The following is a 20,138-nucleotide window of genomic DNA, read 5'->3' as shown; positions in this document are numbered from 1 at the left end:
GCCGGGGTGGATCAGCCGATGTAGGTGGTTTTCACCGTGGTGTAGAACTCGGCGGCGTAGCGACCCTGCTCGCGCGGGCCATAGGACGAGCCTTTGCGACCACCGAACGGCACGTGGTAATCGACCCCGGCAGTGGGCAGGTTGACCATGACCATGCCGGCCTGGGCGTGACGCTTGAAGTGGTTGGCGTACTTCAGCGAGGTGGTGGCGATGCCCGCGGACAGACCGAACTCGGTGTCGTTGGCCATGGCCAGCGCCGCCTCGTAGTCGGCCACGCGCACCACGTTGGCCACCGGGCCGAAGATCTCCTCGCGGCTGATGCGCATGTCCGCCGAGCTGTCGGCGAACAGGGTCGGCGCCAGGAAGTAGCCCTCGGTGTCGCAGGTCACCAGACCGCCACCGCTGACCAGACGCGCGCCCTCGCCCTGACCGATGTCGATGTAGCGCAGGTCCTGCTCGAGCTGGGCCTGGGACACCACCGGACCGATGTCGATGCCAGCCTTGAGCGCGTGGCCGACCTTGATCGACTTCATGCGCTCGGCCATGGCCTCGACGAAGCGGTCGTGGATGCCGGCGGTGACGATCAGGCGGCTGGAGGCGGTGCAGCGCTGGCCGGTGGAGTAGAAGGCGCTCTGCACGGCCAGTTCGACGGCGGTCTTGAGGTCGGCGTCATCGAGGATGATCTGCGGGTTCTTGCCACCCATTTCCAGCTGCACCTTGGCGCCACGGGCCACGCACTTGGCGGCGATGGCGCGGCCGACACCGACCGAGCCGGTGAAGCTGATGCCGTCGACCGCGGCGTTCTCCACCATGGCCTCGCCGACCACGCGGCCGGCGCCCATCACCAGGTTGAACACCCCGGCCGGGAAGCCGGCGCGGGAGATGATCTCGGCCAGGGCCCAGGCGCAACCCGGTACCAGGTCGGCCGGCTTGAACACCACGCAGTTGCCGTAGGCCAGGGCCGGGGCGATCTTCCACGCCGGAATGGCAATGGGGAAGTTCCACGGAGTGATCAGGCCGATCACGCCCAGCGGCTCGCGGGTGACTTCCACCGACACGCCGGGGCGCACCGACGGCAGCACTTCACCGGCCAGGCGCAGGCATTCGCCGGCGAAGAACTTGAAGATGTTGCCGGCGCGGCTCACCTCGCCGATGGCCTCGGGCAGGGTCTTGCCCTCCTCGCGCGCCAGCAGGGTGCCGAGCTCCTCGCGGCGGGCGAGGATTTCGCTGCCGACCTTGTCCAGCGCATCGCTGCGCGCCTGGATGCCGGAGGTCGACCAGGCCGGGAACGCGGCGCGAGCCGCGGCGATGGCCTGGGCCACCTGGGCGGCGTCGGCCTGGGCGTATTCGCCGATGGCATCCTTGAGGTCGGACGGGTTGATGTTGGCCGAGTAGCCGGCACCGGCGACCCATTCGCCGCCTATGTAGTTGTCGTAACGCACGGGAATTCTCCTGTCGGCCGCAGCCTTACTGCGGGCCGAGTTTGTCCATCAGCGCGGCGAGTTTCTCGAACTCTTCCGGCTGCAGGTCGGTCAGCGGCGCACGTACCGGGCCGGCGTCATAACCGGCGATCTTGGCGCCGGCCTTGACGATGCTCACGGCGTAGCCGGCCTTGCGGTTGCGGATGTCCAGGTAGGGCAGGAAGAAGTCGTCGATCAGCTTGCCCACGGTGGCGTGGTCGTCGGCGGCGATGGCGCGGTAGAAATCCATGGCGGTCTTCGGCACGAAGTTGAATACCGCCGAGGAGTACACCGGTACGCCCAGGGCCTTGTAGGCAGCGGCGTAGACTTCCGCGGTCGGCAGACCGCCGAGGTAGCTGAAGCGGTCGCCGAGGCGACGACGGATGGAAACCATCAGTTCGATGTCGCCCAGACCGTCCTTGTAGCCGATCAGGTTCGGGCAGCGCTCGGCCAGTTGCTCCAGCAGCGCCGGGGTCAGGCGGCAGACGTTGCGGTTGTATACCACCACACCGATGTTGACCGCCTTGCACACCTGCTCGACGTGGGCGGCAACGCCGTCCTGGCTGGCTTCGGTCAGATAGTGCGGCAGCAGCAGCAGGCCCTTGGCACCCAGGCGCTCGGCCTCTTGCGCCATCTGGATGGCGACGCGGGTCGGACCGCCGACGCCGGCGAGGATCGGCACCGACTTCTCGCAGGTGTCCACGGCAGTCTTGATGATCTGGCTGTACTCGCGGTTATCCAGCGAGAAGAATTCGCCGGTACCACCGGCGGCGAACAGGGCGGAAGCGCCGTAGGGCGCCAGCCACTCCAGGCGACGCACGTAGCCCGCCTGATGGAAATTGCCGGCAGCATCGAAGTCAGTGACCGGGAAGGACAGCAGGCCGGACGAGAGGATGGACTTGAGTTCTTGTGGATTCATTATTCGAACACCCTGATAAAACCGTTGGGGAGAAAGTCGCCTGGGGCGATCTGAGAGATACGTTATCGTACAACTTACAAGATTGCCAACCACCCTCCCCGCCTTCGACCGCCGAACGGTGCGCTCGCCTGGCCTTTGCAATCGCAAAAAATCGCTCAAGAATGGGCTTGCACGCACGTATTCATTGGCCTGCACGGATGATAGCGGCCGCCGAACGGTACCGGACTACGACTTTAGTCAGGTTGACGGGCTACAGCGCCAAGCCCGCCATTCGCTACAAGTTGTACGATGACAAAAGCTCGCCGCCCGCACACTGTCTTGGCAGGTGCGGGTAATGCTCGAGAGGTATGAAGGATCACGCTCAACCGGGCTCGACGCCCGGCCGGCAAGCCTCAGGCTTGCTGCTGCTCCGCTTCCTCGTGGGCCTGGCGCAGCCGCTCGCGGCTGTTGGTCAGGTGCAGGCGCATGGCCGCGCGCGCGGCATCGGCATCCTGGCGGGCGATGGCCTCGTAGATATCCTCGTGCTCGCGACTGAGGCGGGCCAGGTAGTGCTTCTCGTCGTCATGCGCCAGGCGCGCCGAGTTCAGCCGCGTGCGCGGAATGATGCTGGTGCCCAGGTGGGTCATGATGTCGGTGAAGTAGCGATTGCCGGTGGCGATGGCGATCTGCAGGTGGAACTGGAAGTCGGACGACACCGCGTCGCTGCGGTGCGCCGCACGCAGGAAGCTGTCCAGCGCCGCACGCATGGCCGCCAGCTGCTCCGGCGTGCGACGTGCCGCAGCCAGGCCGGCGGACTCCACCTCGAGGCTGATGCGCAGCTCGAGCAGGGCGATCACCTCGCGCAGGGTGACCACGGTGGCCGGATCGATGCGGAAGCCCGGCGTCGGTGTATCCAGGACGAAGGTGCCGATGCCGTGGCGGGTCTCGACCAGGCCGGCAGCCTGCAGCCGCGAGATGGCCTCGCGCACCACGGTGCGGCTCACGCCCTGGGCCTCCATGATCGCCGACTCGGTCGGCAGCTTCTCGCCACGCTTGAACACCCCGTCGCTGATCTGCTGCGACAGCTCGCTGACCAGTTCCTGGGCCAGACTGCGCTGCTTGCGGCGCGCGCGCGGTGGGGTATTGATCGGTTCCATGGGTCGAGTCGGTCTCTGCTGGCAACCGCGCCATCATATCCCAGGCAGTTGTACGATGACACTTTCCACCATCCGCCCCGAAGCGGACGACGGGGCGAGGCGGAAAATATCGAACTCGGCGCGGCGCTTGGCTTTCCACATCCATAGGCCATCGCTACAGGAGCCATGCCCATGCGTCCCTTCATTCTCGTGAGTGCACTCGCCGTGTCCGCCCTGCCCGCCGCCGCCATGGCCGATGCCGGCTTCTGGCGTGACGTGCTGTCCTCCGGCGCCACCACCGCCTCCACCTACGTCACCTTCAAGGACAACAAGCAGCTGGTGGCGACCCGCGACGACGCCAGCGCCTTCGTCGCCAGTGGCGGGCAGATCCGCGGCGCACACCTGGAGGCCGCGCTGCAGAAGATCCGCAGCGACAATCCACAGCTTCAGGCCAGCGACCAGGCACTGGCCGAAGCCCTGCTGCTGCAGGTCAGCCCGCAGCAGTAACGCAGCGGCTAGACTCCAGCCGTCGACCACGGCTGGAGAACAGGGATGATGAGGTTGCTGTGGCTAGCGCTGCTGGCCGGACTGCTGGGCGGTTGTCAGTTTCTCGCGCTGGACCGGCAGATGAAGACGGCGCAGCGCACGCAGATCCTGATTCCCGGCCAGCTCGACGCCCAGGCGCCGCAGCAGGCGCTGGTCGCGCTGTTCGCCGGGGATGAGCTGCGCGCCTACCGCAGCGTGCAGCCCGGCGGGCTGTTTTACTTCAGCGTGGCGGCCGACGACTACCAGCTGCTGGCCTTCGAAGACCTCAACGGCAACCTGCGCCTGGACCCCGATGAGCCTCGGCACTGGCTGCCGCAGCCGCGCAGCGCGCCCTTCCAGGTGCAGCCGAGCGCAGAGCAGCGCGCGGCGCTGGCCCAGCTCAATCACCTCAGCCCGAGCCTGGCCGACGATACGCCCCTGCCCGAACTGGACCTGAGCCTAGAGCGCCTGTACCGCGACCTGCCACGCGCGCGGCACAACTATCTGCAGGTGGTGGACTTCGACGACCCGCGCTTCTCCGCGCAGCGCACCCAGCAGGGCGCCTGGCAGCCGCTGGATTTCCTCAGCGAGGTCGGTTACGGCCTGTACCTGCTGGAGCCCTGGGACGACGACAAGGAACCAATCGTGCTGGTGCACGGCATCAATAGCTCGCCGACCGTGTGGCGCGAGCTGGCCGCCAGCATCGACCGCGAGCGCTTCCAGCTGCTGCTGTTCCACTACCCTAGCGGCCTGCCGCTGAACAACAGCGCCTACCTGCTCAGCGAGGGGCTGCGCGATGTGCAGCTGCGCCTCAAACCCGAGCGTCTGCATCTGTTCGCCCACAGCATGGGCGGCCTGGTCGCCAGGCGCACCGTGCAGTTATTGGCGCCGGGTGGTGGTGACGAGCGCCTGTGCCTGTTCCTGACCCTGGCCACGCCCTGGGGCGGCCACCCCTCGGCCGCTACCGGGGTGTCGCGGGTGCCGGTGGATGTGCCGGTGTGGCGCGACATGTCGCCCGGCAGCAGCTACCTGCAGACGCTGTTCGCCGAGCCCTTGCCGGCACATATCCGCCAATGGCAACTGGTCAGCTACGCCGGCAACAGCCGGATGATCGCCGAACCCAACGACGGCACCGTGCCGCTGGCCAGCGAGCTGCTGCCGGCCGCCCAGGACGAGGCCGAGCGCCTGTACCTGCTGGAGGAGAACCACACCAGTATCCTCGCCAGCGCGCGCAGCCAGCTACTGCTGCAGCGGGCGCTAGACTCGCTGCCCGAGGACGGCTGTCGGCCCTGAGCCACACGCAACGCTTGCAGCAGAAACGACAAGGCCGCCCGAGGGCGGCCTTGTCAGCGCGCGAATTACTCGCGGTAGTCGTCCATCGGCACGCAGGCACAGAACAGATTGCGGTCGCCGTAGACGTTGTCCACGCGGTTCACCGCCGGCCAGTACTTGTGCGCCAGGGTGTGGGCAGACGGAGTCACCGCCTCGGCGATGCTGTACGGACGCTCCCATACGCCAGTGACGTCGGCCAGGGTGTGCGGCGCGTTCTTCAGCGGGTTGTTCTCCGCCGGCCACTCGCCGTTGCCGACCTTGGCGATCTCGGCGCGGATGCTCAGCATCGCCTCGATGAAGCGATCCAGCTCTTCCTTGGACTCGCTCTCGGTCGGTTCGATCATCAGCGTGCCCGGTACCGGGAAGCTCATGGTCGGCGCGTGGAAGCCATAGTCCATCAGGCGCTTGGCCACGTCTTCCTCGCTGATACCGGTCTCGGCCTTGAGCGGACGCAGGTCGAGGATGCACTCGTGCGCGACGCGGTCGTTACGGCCGCTGTAGAGCACCGGGAAGGCGCCCTTGAGCTGGCTGGCCAGGTAGTTGGCGTTGAGGATCGCGGTCTCGGTGGCGTCGGCCAGCTGCGGGCCCATCATGGCGATGTACATCCAGCTGATCGGCAGGATGCTCGCGCTGCCCCAGGGTGCGGCACTGACCGCGGTGTTCTCCGGCTGCGGGCCCTGCAGCTCGACCACCGGGTGGTTGGCCACGAACGGCGCCAGGTGGGCGCGCACACCGATCGGCCCCATGCCCGGGCCGCCACCGCCGTGCGGGATGCAGAAGGTCTTGTGCAGGTTCATGTGCGACACGTCGGCGCCGATGTCGGCCGGACGCGCCAGGCCGACCTGGGCGTTGAGGTTGGCGCCGTCCATGTAGACCTGGCCGCCGAAGCTGTGGATGACCTCGCAGATCTCGCGGATGCCTTCCTCGTACACGCCGTGGGTCGACGGGTAGGTGATCATCAGGCAGGCCAGCTTGTCGCCGGCTTCGCCAGCCTTGGCCTTGAGGTCGTCCATGTCGACGTTGCCGGCGGCGTCGCACTCCACTACCACCACACGCATGCTCAGCATCTGCGCGGTAGCCGGGTTGGTGCCGTGGGCCGAGGCCGGGATCAGGCAGATGTCGCGGTGCGCTTCGTTGCGGCTCTCGTGGTACTTGCGGATCGCCAGCAGGCCGGCGTATTCGCCCTGGGCACCGGAGTTGGGCTGCATGCAGATGGCGTCGAAGCCGGTGATGGCGCGCAGCCAGGCTTCCAGCTCGTCGATCATCAGCTTGTAGCCGACGGCCTGCTCACGCGGCACGAAGGGGTGCAGGGCGCCGAACTCGGGCCAGGTCACCGGGATCATCTCGCTGGTGGCGTTGAGCTTCATGGTGCAGGAACCGAGCGGGATCATGGCCTGGTTCAGCGCCAGGTCCTTGTTCTCCAGGCGCTTGAGGTAGCGCAGCATGTCGGTTTCGCTGTGGTGGCTGTTGAACACCGGGTGGTTCAGGTAGCCGGAGGTGCGCTGCAGCGCGGCCGGGATACCGTCATTGACCAGGCCGGCATCCAGCTCGGCGATGGACAGGCCGTGGTCGGCGCCGAGGAAGATGCTCAGCAGCTGCTCGACGGTCTGCGCCGAGCAGGTCTCGTCCAGGCTGACGCCCAGCTTGCCGCGACCGAGGATGCGCAGGTTGATGCGCGCGGCCTTGGCCGACTCGATGATGGCGGTCTGCATGCCGCCGACATCCAGGGTCAGGGTATCGAAGAAGTGCTGGTTGTCGCGCTTGACGCCCTTCTGTTCCAGGCCGGCGGCCAGCACGGCGGTCAGGCGGTGTACGCGCTGGGCTATGCGCTTGAGGCCCTGTGGGCCGTGGTACACGGCGTAGCAGCTGGCCATGTTGGCCAGCAGCACCTGCGAGGTACAGATGTTGGAGTTGGCCTTCTCGCGGCGGATGTGCTGCTCGCGGGTCTGCAGGGCCATGCGCAGCGCGGTGTTGCCACGGGCGTCCTTGGACACGCCGATGATGCGGCCGGGCATGGCGCGCTTGAAGGCGTCACGGGTGGCGAAGAACGCTGCGTGCGGGCCACCGTAGCCCATCGGCACGCCGAAGCGCTGGGCCGAGCCGAACACCACGTCGGCGCCCAGTTCGCCCGGCGGGGTCAGCAGCAGCAGGCTGAGCAGGTCGGTGGCCACGCAGGCCAGGGCGTTCTGCGCGTGCAGCTGCTCGATCAGCGGCTTGATGTCACGAATTTCGCCGTGGGTGTCCGGGTACTGCAGCAGGGCGCCGAACACTTCCAGGCCGGCCAGCTCTTCCAGCGCACCGACCTTGACCTCGATGCCGAAGCCTTCGGCGCGGGTCTGCACCACCGAGATGGTCTGCGGGTGGCTGTTCTCGTCGATGAAGAACAGGTTGCTCTTCGACTTGGCCACGCGCTTGGCCAGGGCCATGGCCTCGCCGGCGGCGGTGGCTTCGTCGAGCAGCGAGGCGCTGGCCAGGTCGAGACCGGTCAGGTCGATGGTCAGCTGTTGGAAGTTCAGCAGCGACTCCAGGCGACCCTGGGCGATTTCCGGCTGGTAGGGGGTGTAGGCGGTGTACCAGCCCGGGTTCTCCAGCAGGTTACGCAGGATCACGGTCGGGGTGATGGTGCCGTGGTAACCCATGCCGATCAGGCTGGTCCACAGCTGGTTCTGCTCGGCATAGCCCTTGAGCTTGGCCAGGGCGCCCTGCTCGTCCAGCGCGGCCGGCAGATCCAGCTCACGATTGAGGCGGATGGCCGGCGGCACGGTCTGCACGATCAGCTCTTCGCGGCTGGCCAGGCCGAGCGCGTCGAGCATGGCCTGCTCCTCGCGGGCATCGGGGCCGAGGTGGCGGCGGAGGAAGGCATCGGGCTGTTGCAGTTGATCGAGACGGGGCGTGGACATAGCGGGGCTCTCGGAAAATGACAGAGCCTCGACGGATCGAGGCTCGACAGCGGAATTCGTGAGACTCGGCGGCAGGCCGCGCGCTAGGCGCGGCCGTCAGCCTCAGGCATCGGCGGAGCAGACGGCCTGGTAGCCGGCGGCGTCGAGCAGGGATTCCAGCTCGGCCGGGTTGCTCGGCTGCAGCTTGAAGAACCAGGCGCTGTAGGGCTCGCCGTTGACCTGCTCGGGAGCGTCGGCCAGGGCTTCGTTGACGGCGAGGACTTCACCGGCGATCGGCGCGTAGATGTCGGAAGCGGCCTTCACCGATTCCACCACGCCGGCTTCCTGGCCGGTGGCCAGTTGCTTGCCGACTTCCGGCAGCTCGACGTAGACCACGTCACCCAGGGCTTCCTGAGCGTGATCGGTGATGCCGATGGTGACCGAACCGTCGGCCTCCAGGCGGATCCACTCGTGGCTGGCGACGTAACGCAGATCGGCGGGGATATTGCTCATTGTTGTAATCCTCGGAATCGGTGGGCGGAACGTCCGCCCGGAAAATTTAGCAGGTGGCGCGGGCTCTGCCCCGCGCCGTTCGAATCAGATGACGGCCTTGCCGTTGCGGACGAAGTTCGCTTGCACGACCCGTACCGGATACCACTTGCCGCGGATTTCCACCTCGGCGCGGTCGCCGGTGGCGGCCGGCACGCGGGCCAGGGCGATCGACTTGTTCAGGGTCGGCGAGAAGCTGCCGCTGGTGATCTCACCCTCACCCACGCCCTCGACGCGCACCACCTGGTGGGCGCGCAGCACGCCGCGCTCCTCCAACACCAGGCCGACCAGCTTGGGCTGGTTGCCGGCGGCGCGCTGGGTTTCCAGGGCGCTGCGGCCGACGAACTGGCGCTCGCTCGGCTCCCAGGCGATGGTCCAGGCCATGTTGGCGGCCAGCGGCGAGGTGTCTTCGTCCATGTCCTGGCCGTACAGGTTCATGCCGGCCTCCAGACGCAGGGTGTCACGCGCGCCCAGGCCGATCGGGGCGATGCCGGCGCCGACCAGGTCGCTGAGGAAGCCCGGGGCTTCCGAGGCCGGCAGCATGATTTCCAGGCCGTCTTCACCGGTGTAGCCGGTGCGGGCGATGAACCAGTCGCCTTCCGGCAGGCCCTGGAACACCTTGAGTTCGTGGATCAGCGCGGCGCGCGCCTGGCTGAGCAGGTCGGCGACCTTGGCACGGGCATTGGGGCCCTGGATGGCGAGCATGGCCAGCTCGGCGCGCTCGCTCAGGGTGACGTCGAAGCCGGCGGTCTGCGCCTGCATCCAGGCCAGGTCCTTGTCGCGGGTGGCGGCGTTGACCACCATGCGATAGCCGTAGTCGGTGACATACACGATGAGGTCGTCGACCACGCCGCCACGCTCGTTGAGCATGCCGCTGTACAGCGCTTTGCCCGGCGTCTTCAGACGTTCGACGTCGTTGGCCAGCAGGTGCTGCAGCCAGGCCTTGGCCTGGGCACCGGTGATGTCGACCACGGTCATGTGGGAAACATCGAACACGCCGCAGTCGCGGCGCACCTGATGGTGCTCCTCGACCTGGGAACCGTAGTGCAGCGGCATATCCCAGCCGCCGAAATCGACCATCTTGGCGCCCAGCGCCAGATGCTGTTCATACAGGGGTGTACGCTGTCCCATGGATAACTCCTTGATTTGGCTCTGCCCTGGTGGGCACGAGCACATGGACGGCTGCGTCAGCAGGCGCGCATTGTAGCCCCGCTAATGCGACTGGTCACCTCGCACTCCGACCAACCGGTCATCGTGCGCAGCCCGCGAATTTCCTGACTCCCAGGACAGGTCAGATCAGTGCCCGGGCAGCCTGGCGGAGCGGCGAATCAGCACGATCACCGGCAGCAGGCCGACCAGCACCAGGGTCAGCGCGGGCAGCGCGGCGCGGGCCCATTCGCCCTCGCTGGTCATCTCGAAAATGCGTACCGCCAGGGTGTCCCAGCCGAAGGGGCGCATCAGCAGCGTGGCCGGCATTTCCTTGAGCACATCGACGAACACCAGCAGCGCGGCGGACAGCGAGCCCGGCACCAGCAGCGGCAAATAGACGCGCAGGAACAGCGCCGGCCCGCCGACGCCAAGGCTGCGCGCGGCCTGCGGCAGCGACGGGCGGATACGCGCCAGGCTGCCTTCCAGCGGGCCGTAGGCCACCGCCATGAAACGCACCAGATAGGCCAGCAGCAGCGCCGCCAGGCTGCCCAGCAGCAGCGGTTTGCCGGCGCCGCCGAGCCAGGTGGACAGCGGGATCACCAGCTCGCGATCGAGGAAGCTGAAGGCCAGCATGATCGACACCGCCAGCACCGAGCCGGGCAGCGCATAGCCGAGGTTGGCCAGGCTCACCGCGCTGCGGATCGACCGGGTCGGCGCCTGGCGACGAGCGAAAGCCAGCAGCAATGCCACCGCTACGGTGATCAGCGCGGCCAGGGCGCCGAGGCTCAGGGTATGCAGGATCAGAGCGGTGTAGCGCTCGTCGAGATCGAAGCGGCCGCGCTGCCAGAACCAGGCCAGTAGCTGCAGCAGCGGCACCACGAAGGCGCAGACGAACACCAGGCCGCACCAGGCGCTGGCAGCGGCGGCCTTCCAGCCACGCAGACGGTACAGCGCCTGGCCGCGCGGACGCTCGCTGGCCGGGCGGCTGGCGCCACGGGCGCGGCGCTCGCCGTAGAGCACCAGCAGCACGGCGAGCAGCAGCAGGCTGGCCAGCTGGGTTGCGCCGGACAGGCTGTAGAAGCCGTACCAGGTCTTGTAGATGGCGGTGGTGAAGGTGTCGAAGTTGAACACCGCCACCGCTCCGAAATCGGCCAGGGTCTCCATGATCGCCAGGGCCAGCCCGGCGCCAATGGCCGGCCAGGCCATCGGCAGGGCCACGCGCCAGAACGCCTGCCAGGGCGACTGGCCGAGCACCCGCGCCGCTTCCATCAGGCCACGCCCCTGGGCCAGGAAGGCGCCGCGCGCGAGCAGGTAGACATAGGGATAGAACACCAGCACCAGCACGGCGATCACCCCGCCGGTGGAGCGCACCCGAGGAAAACGGATGCCCGTGCCAAACCACTCGCGCAGCAGGCTCTGCACCGGCCCCGAGAAGTCGAACAGGCCAATGAAAACGAAGGCCAGCACATAGGCCGGGATGGCAAAGGGCAGCATCAGCGCCCAGTCCAACCAGCGCCGGCCGGGGAATTCGCAGAGGCTGGTGAGCCAGGCCAGACTGACCCCGAGCAGGGTCACGCCGATGCCAACGCCAAGCACCAGCACCAGGGTGTTGCCGAGCAGGCGCGGCATCTGCGTGTCCCACAGGTGCGTCCAAATCTGCCCGTCGACTTCCTGCCAGGACAGCGCCAGCACCGACAGCGGCAGCAGCACCAGGGCGGCGATGGCGAAAGCGATGGGATACCAGCGGCGCTGAACGGGATGAGCCACGCGAACTCCTGGCGGGCGGAAAAGGCAACGCGATGGCGGATCAATGCCAGCCGGCGCGGTCCATCAGGCGAATAGCCTCGGCCTGGCGCTTGCCGGCGATCTCCACCGGGATGCTGTCGACCTTGAACGAACCCCAGGCCGCGACCTCGGCGGACGGCGGCACTGCCGGGTTGGCCGGGAATTCCTGGTTGATCTCGGCGAACAGGCCCTGGGCCTCGGGCGTGGTCATCCACTCCACCAACTTCTTCGCCGCTTCCGGGTTCGGCGCGTGCTTGGTCAGACCGACGCCGGAGAGGTTGACGTGCACGCCGCGGTCATTCTGGTTAGGCCAGAACAGCTTGGCGCGCAGCTGTGGGTTAGCCTTGTGCAGGCGCCCGTAGTAGTAGGTGTTGACGATGCCGACGTCGCACTGCCCGGCATCCACCGCCTGCACCACCGAGTTGTCGTCGGCGAACACGTCGGTGGCCAGGTTGTTGACCCAGCCCTGGAGGATCTCGCCGGCCTTCTGCTCGCCATGAGCCTCGATCAGGGTGGCGGTCAGCGACTGGTTGTAGACCTTCTTGCTGGTGCGCAGGCACAGACGACCTTCCCACTCCGGACCGGCCAGCGCCTCGTAGGTGGACAGCTCGCTGGGCTGCACGCGCTCGGTGGAGTAGACGATGGTCCGCGCACGCAGCGACAGGCCGGTCCAGGCATGACTGCTGGCGCGATACTGGGACGGGATGTTGGCGTCGATCACCGGCGAGGTGAAGGGCTGCAGGATGCCCATCTGCTCAGCTTGCCAGAGGTTGCCGGCGTCCACGGTGATCAGCAGGTCGGCCACGCCGTTGTCGCCCTCGGCCTTGATCCGCTGCATCAGCGGGGCCTCCTTGTCGGTGATGAACTTGATGTTCACTCCGGTCTTGGCGGTGTAGGCATCGAACACCGGCTTGATCAGCTCGTCGATACGCGAGGAGTACACCACCACTTCCTCGGCGGCCGAGGCGGAGCCGGCGGCGCCCAGCGCGAGGACGGCGAGCAGGCTACGGGATAGGGACATGACGAATGCTCTCGTGACTACGGAAGGGCCACAAATGATAGTGACTCGCAACCGAGAGCTCTGCCGATCTTTATGTCGTGGTGTTTCCGCGCCCCCTCAGAACCCGTTCGAAGTCTTGCGAGCTAGAGCAAGGTGGTGGCGAAAGCGGTCGAGGACGCGGAGTTTACAGAGCGTAAATGAGCAGTCCGAGACTGCTTTCAACGCCGCTTGGCCGACGCGCAGCAGACTTCGAGCGGGTTCAGGGCTGCGCCAATGGAGGCAGATCACCCACCAGGCCGAGGGCGCGGCGGACGAACAGGGCCTTGGCATCCGGCAGCTCGTCGACCCAGTTGAGGCCGCTGTTGCGCAGCAGGCGGATCGGCAGCGGGTCGGCCTGGAACAGACGTTCGAAGCCCTCCATCGCCGCCATCATCGCCAGGTTGTGCGGCATGCGCCGCCGCTCGTAGCGACTGAGCACGCGCACATCGTTGGGCTGCTCGCCACGCTCAAGCGCGTGCAGCAACACCTCGGCCAGCACCGCGGCGTCGAGGAAGCCGAGGTTGACGCCCTGCCCGGCCAGCGGGTGAATGCTGTGGGCGGCGTCGCCGATCAGCGCCAGGCCGCTCTCCACGTAGCGCTTGGCGTGACGCTGGCGCAGCGGGATGCACACTCGTGGGTCTACCGCGCTGACCGCCCCCAGGCGCCACTCGAAGGCCTTGCCCAGGGCGTGGCGGAACGCTTCGTCGTCCAGCGCCATCAGGCGATCGGCCTCGGCCGGCACGGTGGACCAGACGATCGAGCACCAGTGATCGTCGCCCTGGCGATTGAGCGGCAGGAAGGCCAGCGGGCCGTCGTCGGTGAAGCGCTGCCAGGCGGTGGCCTGGTGCGAGCGCTCGCAGCGCACGCTGGTGACGATGGCGTGGTGCAGGTAATCCCACTCGCGGGTGGCGCAGCCGGCCAGGCGGCGCACCGCCGAGTTGGCGCCGTCGGCGGCCACCAGCAGCGGCGCGCGCAGCTCGCGGCCGTCGGCCAGGGTCAGCAGCCAGCCGTCGCCGGAGCGGCGCAGCTGTTCCAGACGAGCATTGCCGAGCAGGCCGGTCTGGCTGTCGTGCAGGTGCTCGAGCAGGGCGTCCTGCACCACGCGGTTCTCGACGATGTGGCCGAGGGTCTCGGCATGCACGCTGGCGGCAGCGAAGTGCACGCTGCCGGTGCCCGAGCCGTCCCACACCTGCATGTCGCGATAGGCCGAGGCACGGCGGGCAGCGATGCCATCCCACACACCGAGACGCTCGAGGATGCGCTGGCTGGCAGCGGACAGGGCGCTGACCCGCGGTTCGAAGGCGCCCTGCGCGTCGAACGGTTTGACGCTGAGCGGGCTGCCATCGACCACCAGGATATCCAGGCCGCTGTGTTCCAGGGCCAGAGCCAGTGCGCTGCCGACCATGCCGGCACCAACGATGATCAGGTCCGCTTGCATCTCGCTTCCTTAGGCCACGGCCGGCCGCGCGCGCGGCTTGAGACGGATATACAGGGTCTTGTGTGCGGTGGCGACCAGGGTGCCATCGCCGTCGCGGATTTCCACGTGCAGCTGCGGCAGGTACTTGTCGCCGCCGGCGGTCTTGTCGCGAATCTCTGTCAGCAGGGCGTCGTCGATACGGAAATCGGCATACACCGGGCCCTTGCCGGGGCTGACGAAGTCGATGCTGGCGGCCTTGTCCCAGACGATGTAGTCGTCACCCAGCAGCGGCATCAGCAGCAGCATGTAGAAGGGGTCGACCATGCTGTACAGCGAACCGCCGAACTGGGTGCCGACGAAGTTGCGGTTGTACCAGCGCAGGGCCATCTTCACCCGCGCATGGCGGCAGTCCGGGCTGATCTGCTGCACGCGGATGCCGGCGCCGATATAGGGCGGGTAGAAATTCAGGCCGATACGCAGCAGGCGGGCGCGGCGCGCCAGTTTTGGATCACTCATCAAACAGACTCACAGACTACGAGTTCCCAGGCCCATGGCCTGGCGGGCAAACCAGCGCTTGGCCGGTGGCAAGAGGTCGAGGCCGAGCAGGCCGAGGGTGCGCCCGGCCACCAGCAGCGATTCGCCACGGCCGAACAGACGGGTAACGCCGTCGGAGAAGCCGACGGTCAGCGCCTGGTCCTGGCGCTGGCGCTGCAGATAACGCTGCAGCACGGCGAAGTCGCCGGGGCTGGTAGTGCTCTCCAGCAGGCTCTCGGCGAGGGCCAGAGCATCGCGCAGCGACAGGTTGAAGCCCTGCCCCGCCACCGGGTGCAGGCTGTGCGCGGCATTGCCGAGGATCACCAGGTGCGGGCGCACCTGCTCGGTGGCCTCGACCAGCGCCAGCGGGTAGACATGCCGCGCGCCGACCTGGCGCAGGGCGCCGAGGCGATAGCCGAAGGCCTGCTGCAGCTCGCCGAGAAAGGCGCGGTCGGGCAGTGCCTGCAGGCGCTCGGCATCCACCGGCGGGCGGGTCCAGACCAGCGCGCAGCGCTCGTCCGGCAACGGCAGCAGAGCCAGCGGGCCCTGCTCGGTGAAACGCTCGAAGGCCTGGCCGCCATGCGGCTCGGCCGGGCTGATATTGGCGATCAGCGCGCACTGCTCGTAGGGCGTATGACGCACGGCGATACCGAGCTGCTCGCGCAGTCCAGAACGGCCACCGTCGGCCAGCACGGCCAGGTCGCAGTCGAGGCTGGAGTCATCATTCAGATGCAGGCGATAGCCGTCGTCCAGGGTCTCTAGACGCGCCACTTCCGCCGGGCAGCGCCACTCGACCACTTCGGGGTCCAGGGCCTTCCACAGGCAGTGGCCCATCCAGGCGTTCTCCAGCACATAGCCGAGGGCCGGCACGCCCTCATCTTCCGCGCTCAGGCGGGTGGCGCCGAAGCGGCCCTTGTCGGAGACCTGGATCTGGCTGATGGCCTCGGCGCGCTCGGCCAACGCCGGCCATAGGCCGAGGCGTTCGAAGATCTGCCGACTGCCGTAGGAAATGGCGCTGGAGCGCGCGTCGTAACTCGGCTGCCAAGCATTGCCGGGGGCGAAAGGCTCGACCAGCACGATGCGCCAGCCACGGGCCCGCGCCCCGGCCTGCAGGGCCAGGGCCAGGCTCGCACCGACAAGACCACCACCGACGATGGCCAGTTGCACGCGGCTCAACTCAGGCAGCCTGCTCGCGAGCGGCGGCCATCAGCGCCTCGATCTCGGCCACGGACTTGGGCACACCGGTGGTGATGACTTCGCAGCCGGTCTTGGTCACCAGCACGTCATCCTCGATGCGCACGCCGATGCCGCGCCACTTCTTCGCCACCTTGTCGTTGTCGGTGGCGATGTAGATGCCCGGCTCGACGGTCATGCTCATACCCGGCTCCAGCACACGCCACTCGCCGCCAACCTTGTAGTCGCCGACGTCGTGCACGTCCATGCCCAGCCAGTGGCCGGCGCGGTGCATATAGAAGGGTTTGTAGGCCTCGGCGGCGATCAGCTCCTCGACATCGCCCTCAAGCAGGCCCAGCTCCACCAAGCCGGCGGTGATCACCTGTACGGTGGCCTCATGCGCCTCGTTCCAGTGCTTGCCCGGCGCGATGTGCTTGAACGCCTCTTCGTTGGCCTTGAGCACCAGCTCGTAGATGGCCTTCTGCTCGGGCGAGAACTTGCCGTTGACCGGGAAGGTGCGGGTGATGTCGCTGGCGTAGCAGTCGATCTCGCAGCCGGCGTCGATCAGCACCAGGTCGCCGTCGCGCAGCGCCGCGTCGTTCTCGCGGTAGTGCAGGATGCAGGCGTTCTTGCCGGCAGCGACGATCGAGCCGTAGGCCGGCATCTTCGCCCCGCCCTTGCGGAACTCGTAGTCCAGCTCGGCTTCCAGGTGGTATTCGTAGAGCCCGGCACGGCTGGCCTGCATGGCGCGGATATGCGCACGCGAGCTGATCTCGGCGGCCGCCTTCATCACCTTGGCCTCGGCCGCGCTCTTGTACAGGCGCATGTCGTGCAGCAGGTGGTCGAGGGCGACGAATTCGTTGGGCGGCGTAGCACCCTGGCGCGCCTTGGAGCGGATCACATTGATCCAGTCCATCAGCCGGTGATCGAACTCCTGATTGGTGCCGATCGCGTAGTAGACGCGCTCGCGACCCTCGATCAGACCCGGCAGGATGTCGTCGATATCGCCGATGGGGAAGGCATCGTCGGCGCCATATTGGTCCACCGCGCCATCCTGGCCAGCACGCAGGCCGTCCCACAGCTCGCGCTCCGGATCACGCTCGCGACAGAACAGCACGTACTCGCCGTGCTCGCGACCGGGGATCAGCGCCAGCACCGCTTCCGGCTCGGGGAAGCCGGTGAGGTACTGGAAGTCGCTGTCCTGTCGGTAGACGTGCTCGACGTCGCGGTTGCGGATATACACCGGCGCCGCCGGCAGAATGGCGATGCTGTTGGGCTCCATCTGCTCCATCAGCAACTTGCGCCGGCGGGCGTACTCTGCGCGGGGAATGCTGGCCATGGGCTCGACCTCAGTGCAGGGAAGGTTTCGGGGTGGCGGGTGCCGCAGCGGCTTTGCCGCACTCGGCGAACAGCAGCAGGGGCGCCACGCGCAGGTATTCCATCACTTCCATATAGTCGCTCTCGCCGTCCTCGGACTCGTCCAGGGCGCTCTGCACCTGGGAAATCGCCGAGAGGTCCTGCAGCACTTCCATGGCCTCCGCGCTCAGGGCGGCATTGCCGACCACCATGCCGAAACCGTCGAGGAAGCCCTGGCACCACTGGCCCAGAGCGGTAGCGCGCTCGGCCAGCGGCGCGTCGTCGCCGGGCAGCAGCAGGACCACGGTGACGTCGCTGCCGGACAGCTCGCCCTTGACCATCTCCTGCAGGCCGATCAGGGCCTGACGCACGTTGTCGGCCGGCTCGCTACCGAGCAGCTCGACGGCGTCGGCGATCCACGGCTCGGCATCGAAACCGGCGCCGGCGCAGCTGCGACCGAGCAGCAGACCGTGCAGCTCGGCGGGGGAAACGGGTTTGCCGGTGCTCGCCAGGAGGGCGGCGAAGGCGGTGTAGGGAGAATTCGAAGTGGACATGGCAACTAGGCGCTGAACCGCGCAATCTCTAGAATGGAAGCCCCGTATCCTAGCACCGGCAGGCGCGGCCAAGCCATCGAAGCTGCCGTCGCCGCCGCGCCCCGCATCCTTTATAGTGCAGCCACTCACAGCCTTGGTGGAGCCAATGGAAGACGCCGAACTGCAAGCCCTCTCACGCAAGCTTGAACAATTGATTCAGCGTGTCGAGCAGCTCAAGTCGCAGAACCGTGCCCTGCTGGCCAGTGAGAAGGCCTGGCGCGAGGAACGCGCCCATCTGATCGAGAAGAACGAAATGGCCCGGCAGAAGGTCGAAGCGATGATTTCGCGCCTGAAAGCCCTGGAGCAGGACTCATGACCCAGTCGAACACCGTCACCGTACATATCCTCGACAAGGAATACTGCATCGCCTGTCCGGCGGACGAACGCGCCAACCTAGAGAGCGCCGCGCGCTACCTGGACGGCAAGATGCGCGAGATCCGCTCGGGCGGCAAAGTCATCGGCGCCGACCGCATCGCGGTGATGGCCGCACTGAACATCACCCACGACCTGCTGCACAAGCAGCAGCGTCTGGACCAGGAAGCCAACGCCACCCGCGACAAGGTGCGCGACCTGCTGGATCGGGTCGACAACGCCCTGGCCGCCGATCCGGATGGCCAATTGATCTGATTGCAGAGCGGTTCGATGGGGTATACTGCCCGCCAGCTCCCTGGAGTGTTGGCCAGTCGGTGATGTCCCTGAGCCGATACGCACAACCTCGGGGGTTGCCAGTGGGGCCGGTGTGCATGTCCGCCTGACGGAAAGCCTTAACGCCTCCTGCAATCTCCACCTTGAACTTTCGGGTTCAAGGGCTAACCCGACAGCGGCACGCCCGGGGAGTCTCGAATTCCATGATCCTGGCCGGTGATCTATCCCGCGCGGCGCTCCGCCGCCAATTGCGCCAGGCTCGTCGCAACCTCTCCCCCCTGCAACAGCAGCGCGCCGCCCGCAGCCTCTACCGGCAGCTGGCGCAGCATCCGCTGTTCCGCCGCGCCCGCCACATCGCCCTGTACCTGCCCAACGACGGCGAGATCGACCCGCGCCCACTGCTGCGCGAGGCCCAGCGCCGCGGCAAGGCCACCTACCTGCCGGTACTCAGCGCCTGGCCCCGCACCAGAATGAGATTCCAGCGCGTGCACATGCACGAAGAGATGGCGCGCAACCGCTTCCGCATCGACGAACCGAAGGCCAACCCGGCACGCCAGCGCAAGGCCTGGGCACTGGATCTGGTGCTGCTGCCGCTGGTGGGTTTCGATTTGTATGGCGGGCGCCTGGGCATGGGCGGCGGTTTCTATGACCGCAGCCTGGCCTACCGGCAATTGCGCAAAAAATGGCACAAGCCGACGCTTCTCGGCGTCGCTCACGAGTGTCAGCAGGTGGATCGACTGGACCTGGCCAGCTGGGATGTGCGGCTCGGTGCGGTGGTGACCGACCGGCGCTGGTATGGCTGAGGCCGTCGCGCTCCCTGCGACGACATCAACGGCGGGTCATTGCTGGCTCTGAGTTACCGCAGGCGGATTGCCCTGACGATCCCAGAGACCCTGGGTGTAACCTGTGGTAACCATCCCCAGGCTGAACAGAATGACCAGAACCCACAATAAATCGGGCTTGCGTTTCATCGAGTTGCCTCCCCCTTTCGGCATACTGCTCTTCGTTACCGGTGGCGGTTTTCTTATTGGCCGTTACGGCGGCGCCTAGCCTGGGCCATCGGCCGCCATGAAGCGGTGAAGACCCACACATTTTTTGACGCCATCCGGCAGTCAGCAGCAGAACGATTTTCAGTCCCGCGCAAAGACCGGCAAAAAGGAGCAAAGTTCATGCCTCATTGGCTGATGAAATCGGAACCCGACGAACTCTCCATCACCCACCTGAAAAAACTCGGCCAGGCGCGCTGGGACGGCGTACGCAATTACCAGGCGCGCAACTTCATGCGCAGCATGCAGGTCGGCGAACTGTTCTTCTTCTATCACTCCAGCTGCCCGGAGCCGGGCATCGCCGGCATCGCGCGGATCGCCGGGCCGACCTACCCCGACCCCACTGCCCTGGACCCGAACAGCCACTACTTCGACGCCAAGGCCAGCCACGAGAAGAATCCCTGGAGTGCCCTGGACGTCGAGTTCGTCGAAGCCTTCCCCAAGGTGCTACCGCTGGCACGCCTGCGCAGCGCACCGGAGCTGGCCGACCTGGCCCTGGTGCAGAAGGGCAGCCGCCTGTCGGTGATGCCGGTCAGCGACGCCGAATGGGAAGCCATCCTCGCCCTGCGTTGAGTCGCCGGCGGCACTGTGCTATCACCAGCGCATAGCCTGCGGAGCCCAT

General features: G+C 67.1%; 20 protein-coding genes and 1 other RNA gene. 7 read left to right on the top strand and 14 right to left on the bottom strand.

Annotated features, from left to right (window positions below):
* Positions 1-11 precede the first annotated feature (11 nt).
* The 3 genes from IP89_RS17480 to IP89_RS17470 all read right to left on the bottom strand — a co-directional run bounded on the left by IP89_RS17480 (position 12) and on the right by IP89_RS17470 (position 3,515).
* Positions 12-1,448, bottom strand: coding sequence for an aldehyde dehydrogenase family protein (locus tag IP89_RS17480; protein WP_043310914.1), 1,437 nt, complete (start codon positions 1,446-1,448; stop codon positions 12-14).
* Between the two features lie 19 nt (positions 1,449-1,467).
* Positions 1,468-2,379 carry a 5-dehydro-4-deoxyglucarate dehydratase gene (gene kdgD / locus IP89_RS17475; RefSeq protein ID WP_043310913.1) on the bottom strand — a complete coding sequence of 304 codons (912 nt, stop codon included), beginning with the start codon at positions 2,377-2,379 and terminating at the stop codon, positions 1,468-1,470.
* A gap of 392 nt (positions 2,380-2,771) precedes the next feature.
* Positions 2,772-3,515, bottom strand: coding sequence for a FadR/GntR family transcriptional regulator (locus tag IP89_RS17470; protein ID WP_043310912.1), 744 nt, complete (start codon positions 3,513-3,515; stop codon positions 2,772-2,774).
* Positions 3,516-3,686: 171 nt separating this feature from the next.
* Here IP89_RS17470 and IP89_RS17465 point away from each other — a divergent pair, with 171 nt between their 5' ends.
* Both IP89_RS17465 and IP89_RS22825 read left to right on the top strand, forming a co-directional pair.
* Positions 3,687-4,001: a DUF2388 domain-containing protein gene (locus IP89_RS17465; protein ID WP_043310910.1), complete on the top strand. Its 315-nt coding sequence runs from the start codon at positions 3,687-3,689 to the stop codon at positions 3,999-4,001.
* Positions 4,002-4,046: 45 nt separating this feature from the next.
* Entirely contained in the window at positions 4,047-5,312 is a 1,266-nt protein-coding gene (locus IP89_RS22825; RefSeq protein ID WP_052081124.1) for a triacylglycerol lipase, read from the top strand.
* Positions 5,313-5,377: 65 nt separating this feature from the next.
* Here the strand turns inward: IP89_RS22825 and gcvP are convergent, their stop codons facing one another.
* The 10 genes from gcvP to IP89_RS17410 form a co-directional block, all read right to left on the bottom strand.
* On the bottom strand, positions 5,378-8,251 hold the full coding sequence (gcvP, locus tag IP89_RS17455; protein ID WP_043310909.1) for an aminomethyl-transferring glycine dehydrogenase: 2,874 nt from the start codon (positions 8,249-8,251) through the stop codon (positions 5,378-5,380).
* 102 nt (positions 8,252-8,353) lie between these two features.
* Positions 8,354-8,743, bottom strand: a complete 390-nt coding sequence (gcvH, locus tag IP89_RS17450; RefSeq protein ID WP_043310908.1) for a glycine cleavage system protein GcvH — start codon at positions 8,741-8,743, stop codon at positions 8,354-8,356.
* Between the two features lie 84 nt (positions 8,744-8,827).
* Positions 8,828-9,910, bottom strand: coding sequence for a glycine cleavage system aminomethyltransferase GcvT (gene gcvT / locus IP89_RS17445; protein WP_043310907.1), 1,083 nt, complete (start codon positions 9,908-9,910; stop codon positions 8,828-8,830).
* 165 nt (positions 9,911-10,075) lie between these two features.
* Positions 10,076-11,695: an iron ABC transporter permease gene (locus IP89_RS17440; protein WP_043310906.1), complete on the bottom strand. Its 1,620-nt coding sequence runs from the start codon at positions 11,693-11,695 to the stop codon at positions 10,076-10,078.
* 40 nt (positions 11,696-11,735) lie between these two features.
* The gene (locus IP89_RS17435) at positions 11,736-12,734 is read right to left on the bottom strand and encodes an extracellular solute-binding protein (RefSeq protein WP_043310904.1); all 999 of its coding nucleotides are present in this window, start codon (positions 12,732-12,734) and stop codon (positions 11,736-11,738) included.
* 238 nt (positions 12,735-12,972) lie between these two features.
* Complete coding sequence (locus IP89_RS17430) at positions 12,973-14,190, bottom strand: 2-octaprenyl-3-methyl-6-methoxy-1,4-benzoquinol hydroxylase (protein WP_043310903.1); 1,218 nt, start codon at positions 14,188-14,190, stop codon at positions 12,973-12,975.
* Between the two features lie 9 nt (positions 14,191-14,199).
* Positions 14,200-14,685: a DUF4442 domain-containing protein gene (locus IP89_RS17425; RefSeq protein ID WP_043310902.1), complete on the bottom strand. Its 486-nt coding sequence runs from the start codon at positions 14,683-14,685 to the stop codon at positions 14,200-14,202.
* 9 nt (positions 14,686-14,694) lie between these two features.
* Positions 14,695-15,879, bottom strand: a complete 1,185-nt coding sequence (gene ubiH / locus IP89_RS17420) for a 2-octaprenyl-6-methoxyphenyl hydroxylase (protein ID WP_043310901.1) — start codon at positions 15,877-15,879, stop codon at positions 14,695-14,697.
* A 1-nt stretch (position 15,880) separates the two neighbouring features.
* Complete coding sequence (pepP, locus tag IP89_RS17415) at positions 15,881-17,215, bottom strand: Xaa-Pro aminopeptidase (RefSeq protein ID WP_043310900.1); 1,335 nt, start codon at positions 17,213-17,215, stop codon at positions 15,881-15,883.
* Positions 17,216-17,225: 10 nt separating this feature from the next.
* Positions 17,226-17,786 carry a YecA family protein gene (locus tag IP89_RS17410; RefSeq protein ID WP_043310899.1) on the bottom strand — a complete coding sequence of 187 codons (561 nt, stop codon included), beginning with the start codon at positions 17,784-17,786 and terminating at the stop codon, positions 17,226-17,228.
* Positions 17,787-17,931: 145 nt separating this feature from the next.
* On the opposite strand from IP89_RS17410, the gene IP89_RS17405 reads away from it, so the two are divergent.
* The 4 genes from IP89_RS17405 to IP89_RS17395 all read left to right on the top strand — a co-directional run bounded on the left by IP89_RS17405 (position 17,932) and on the right by IP89_RS17395 (position 19,273).
* A complete protein-coding gene (locus IP89_RS17405; RefSeq protein WP_043310898.1) occupies positions 17,932-18,141 on the top strand; it encodes a TIGR02449 family protein in 210 nt (69 codons plus the stop codon).
* Positions 18,138-18,452, top strand: a complete 315-nt coding sequence (locus IP89_RS17400; RefSeq protein WP_043310897.1) for a cell division protein ZapA — start codon at positions 18,138-18,140, stop codon at positions 18,450-18,452. Before IP89_RS17405 ends, IP89_RS17400 begins: the two co-directional genes overlap by 4 nt.
* 34 nt (positions 18,453-18,486) lie before the next feature.
* Positions 18,487-18,665: non-coding RNA, 6S RNA (ssrS, locus tag IP89_RS23145), on the top strand.
* 8 nt (positions 18,666-18,673) lie between these two features.
* A complete protein-coding gene (locus tag IP89_RS17395; protein ID WP_043310896.1) occupies positions 18,674-19,273 on the top strand; it encodes a 5-formyltetrahydrofolate cyclo-ligase in 600 nt (199 codons plus the stop codon).
* 36 nt (positions 19,274-19,309) lie between these two features.
* Here the strand turns inward: IP89_RS17395 and IP89_RS23760 are convergent, their stop codons facing one another.
* Positions 19,310-19,441 (bottom strand): hypothetical protein, encoded by a 132-nt coding sequence (locus IP89_RS23760; protein ID WP_256203160.1) that lies wholly within the window; start codon positions 19,439-19,441, stop codon positions 19,310-19,312.
* A 198-nt stretch (positions 19,442-19,639) separates the two neighbouring features.
* On the opposite strand from IP89_RS23760, the gene IP89_RS17390 reads away from it, so the two are divergent.
* Complete coding sequence (locus IP89_RS17390) at positions 19,640-20,089, top strand: EVE domain-containing protein (RefSeq protein WP_043310895.1); 450 nt, start codon at positions 19,640-19,642, stop codon at positions 20,087-20,089.
* The last annotated feature ends 49 nt before the right edge of the window (positions 20,090-20,138 follow it).

The organism is Pseudomonas sp. ML96 (genome assembly GCF_000761545.1).
Lineage (GTDB): Bacteria > Pseudomonadota > Gammaproteobacteria > Pseudomonadales > Pseudomonadaceae > Aquipseudomonas.
Note: the sequence above shows the minus strand (reverse complement) of the source record. Positions and strands in the feature narration are given on the sequence as shown.

Excerpts from the sequence above, each read along its gene's own strand:
- kdgD (WP_043310913.1), bottom strand. The coding sequence starts at position 2,379 with ATGAATCCACAAGAACTCAAGTCCATCCTCTCGTCCGGCCTGCTGTCC.
- IP89_RS17470 (WP_043310912.1), bottom strand. The coding sequence starts at position 3,515 with ATGGAACCGATCAATACCCCACCGCGCGCGCGCCGCAAGCAGCGCAGT.
- IP89_RS17465 (WP_043310910.1), top strand. The coding sequence starts at position 3,687 with ATGCGTCCCTTCATTCTCGTGAGTGCACTCGCCGTGTCCGCCCTGCCC.
- IP89_RS22825 (WP_052081124.1), top strand. The coding sequence starts at position 4,047 with ATGATGAGGTTGCTGTGGCTAGCGCTGCTGGCCGGACTGCTGGGCGGT.
- gcvP (WP_043310909.1), bottom strand. The coding sequence starts at position 8,251 with ATGTCCACGCCCCGTCTCGATCAACTGCAACAGCCCGATGCCTTCCTC.
- gcvH (WP_043310908.1), bottom strand. The coding sequence starts at position 8,743 with ATGAGCAATATCCCCGCCGATCTGCGTTACGTCGCCAGCCACGAGTGG.
- gcvT (WP_043310907.1), bottom strand. The coding sequence starts at position 9,910 with ATGGGACAGCGTACACCCCTGTATGAACAGCATCTGGCGCTGGGCGCC.
- IP89_RS17435 (WP_043310904.1), bottom strand. The coding sequence starts at position 12,734 with ATGTCCCTATCCCGTAGCCTGCTCGCCGTCCTCGCGCTGGGCGCCGCC.
- IP89_RS17430 (WP_043310903.1), bottom strand. The coding sequence starts at position 14,190 with ATGCAAGCGGACCTGATCATCGTTGGTGCCGGCATGGTCGGCAGCGCA.
- IP89_RS17425 (WP_043310902.1), bottom strand. The coding sequence starts at position 14,685 with ATGAGTGATCCAAAACTGGCGCGCCGCGCCCGCCTGCTGCGTATCGGC.
- pepP (WP_043310900.1), bottom strand. The coding sequence starts at position 17,215 with ATGGCCAGCATTCCCCGCGCAGAGTACGCCCGCCGGCGCAAGTTGCTG.
- IP89_RS17410 (WP_043310899.1), bottom strand. The coding sequence starts at position 17,786 with ATGTCCACTTCGAATTCTCCCTACACCGCCTTCGCCGCCCTCCTGGCG.
- IP89_RS17405 (WP_043310898.1), top strand. The coding sequence starts at position 17,932 with ATGGAAGACGCCGAACTGCAAGCCCTCTCACGCAAGCTTGAACAATTG.
- IP89_RS17400 (WP_043310897.1), top strand. The coding sequence starts at position 18,138 with ATGACCCAGTCGAACACCGTCACCGTACATATCCTCGACAAGGAATAC.
- IP89_RS17395 (WP_043310896.1), top strand. The coding sequence starts at position 18,674 with ATGATCCTGGCCGGTGATCTATCCCGCGCGGCGCTCCGCCGCCAATTG.
- IP89_RS23760 (WP_256203160.1), bottom strand. The coding sequence starts at position 19,441 with ATGAAACGCAAGCCCGATTTATTGTGGGTTCTGGTCATTCTGTTCAGC.
- IP89_RS17390 (WP_043310895.1), top strand. The coding sequence starts at position 19,640 with ATGCCTCATTGGCTGATGAAATCGGAACCCGACGAACTCTCCATCACC.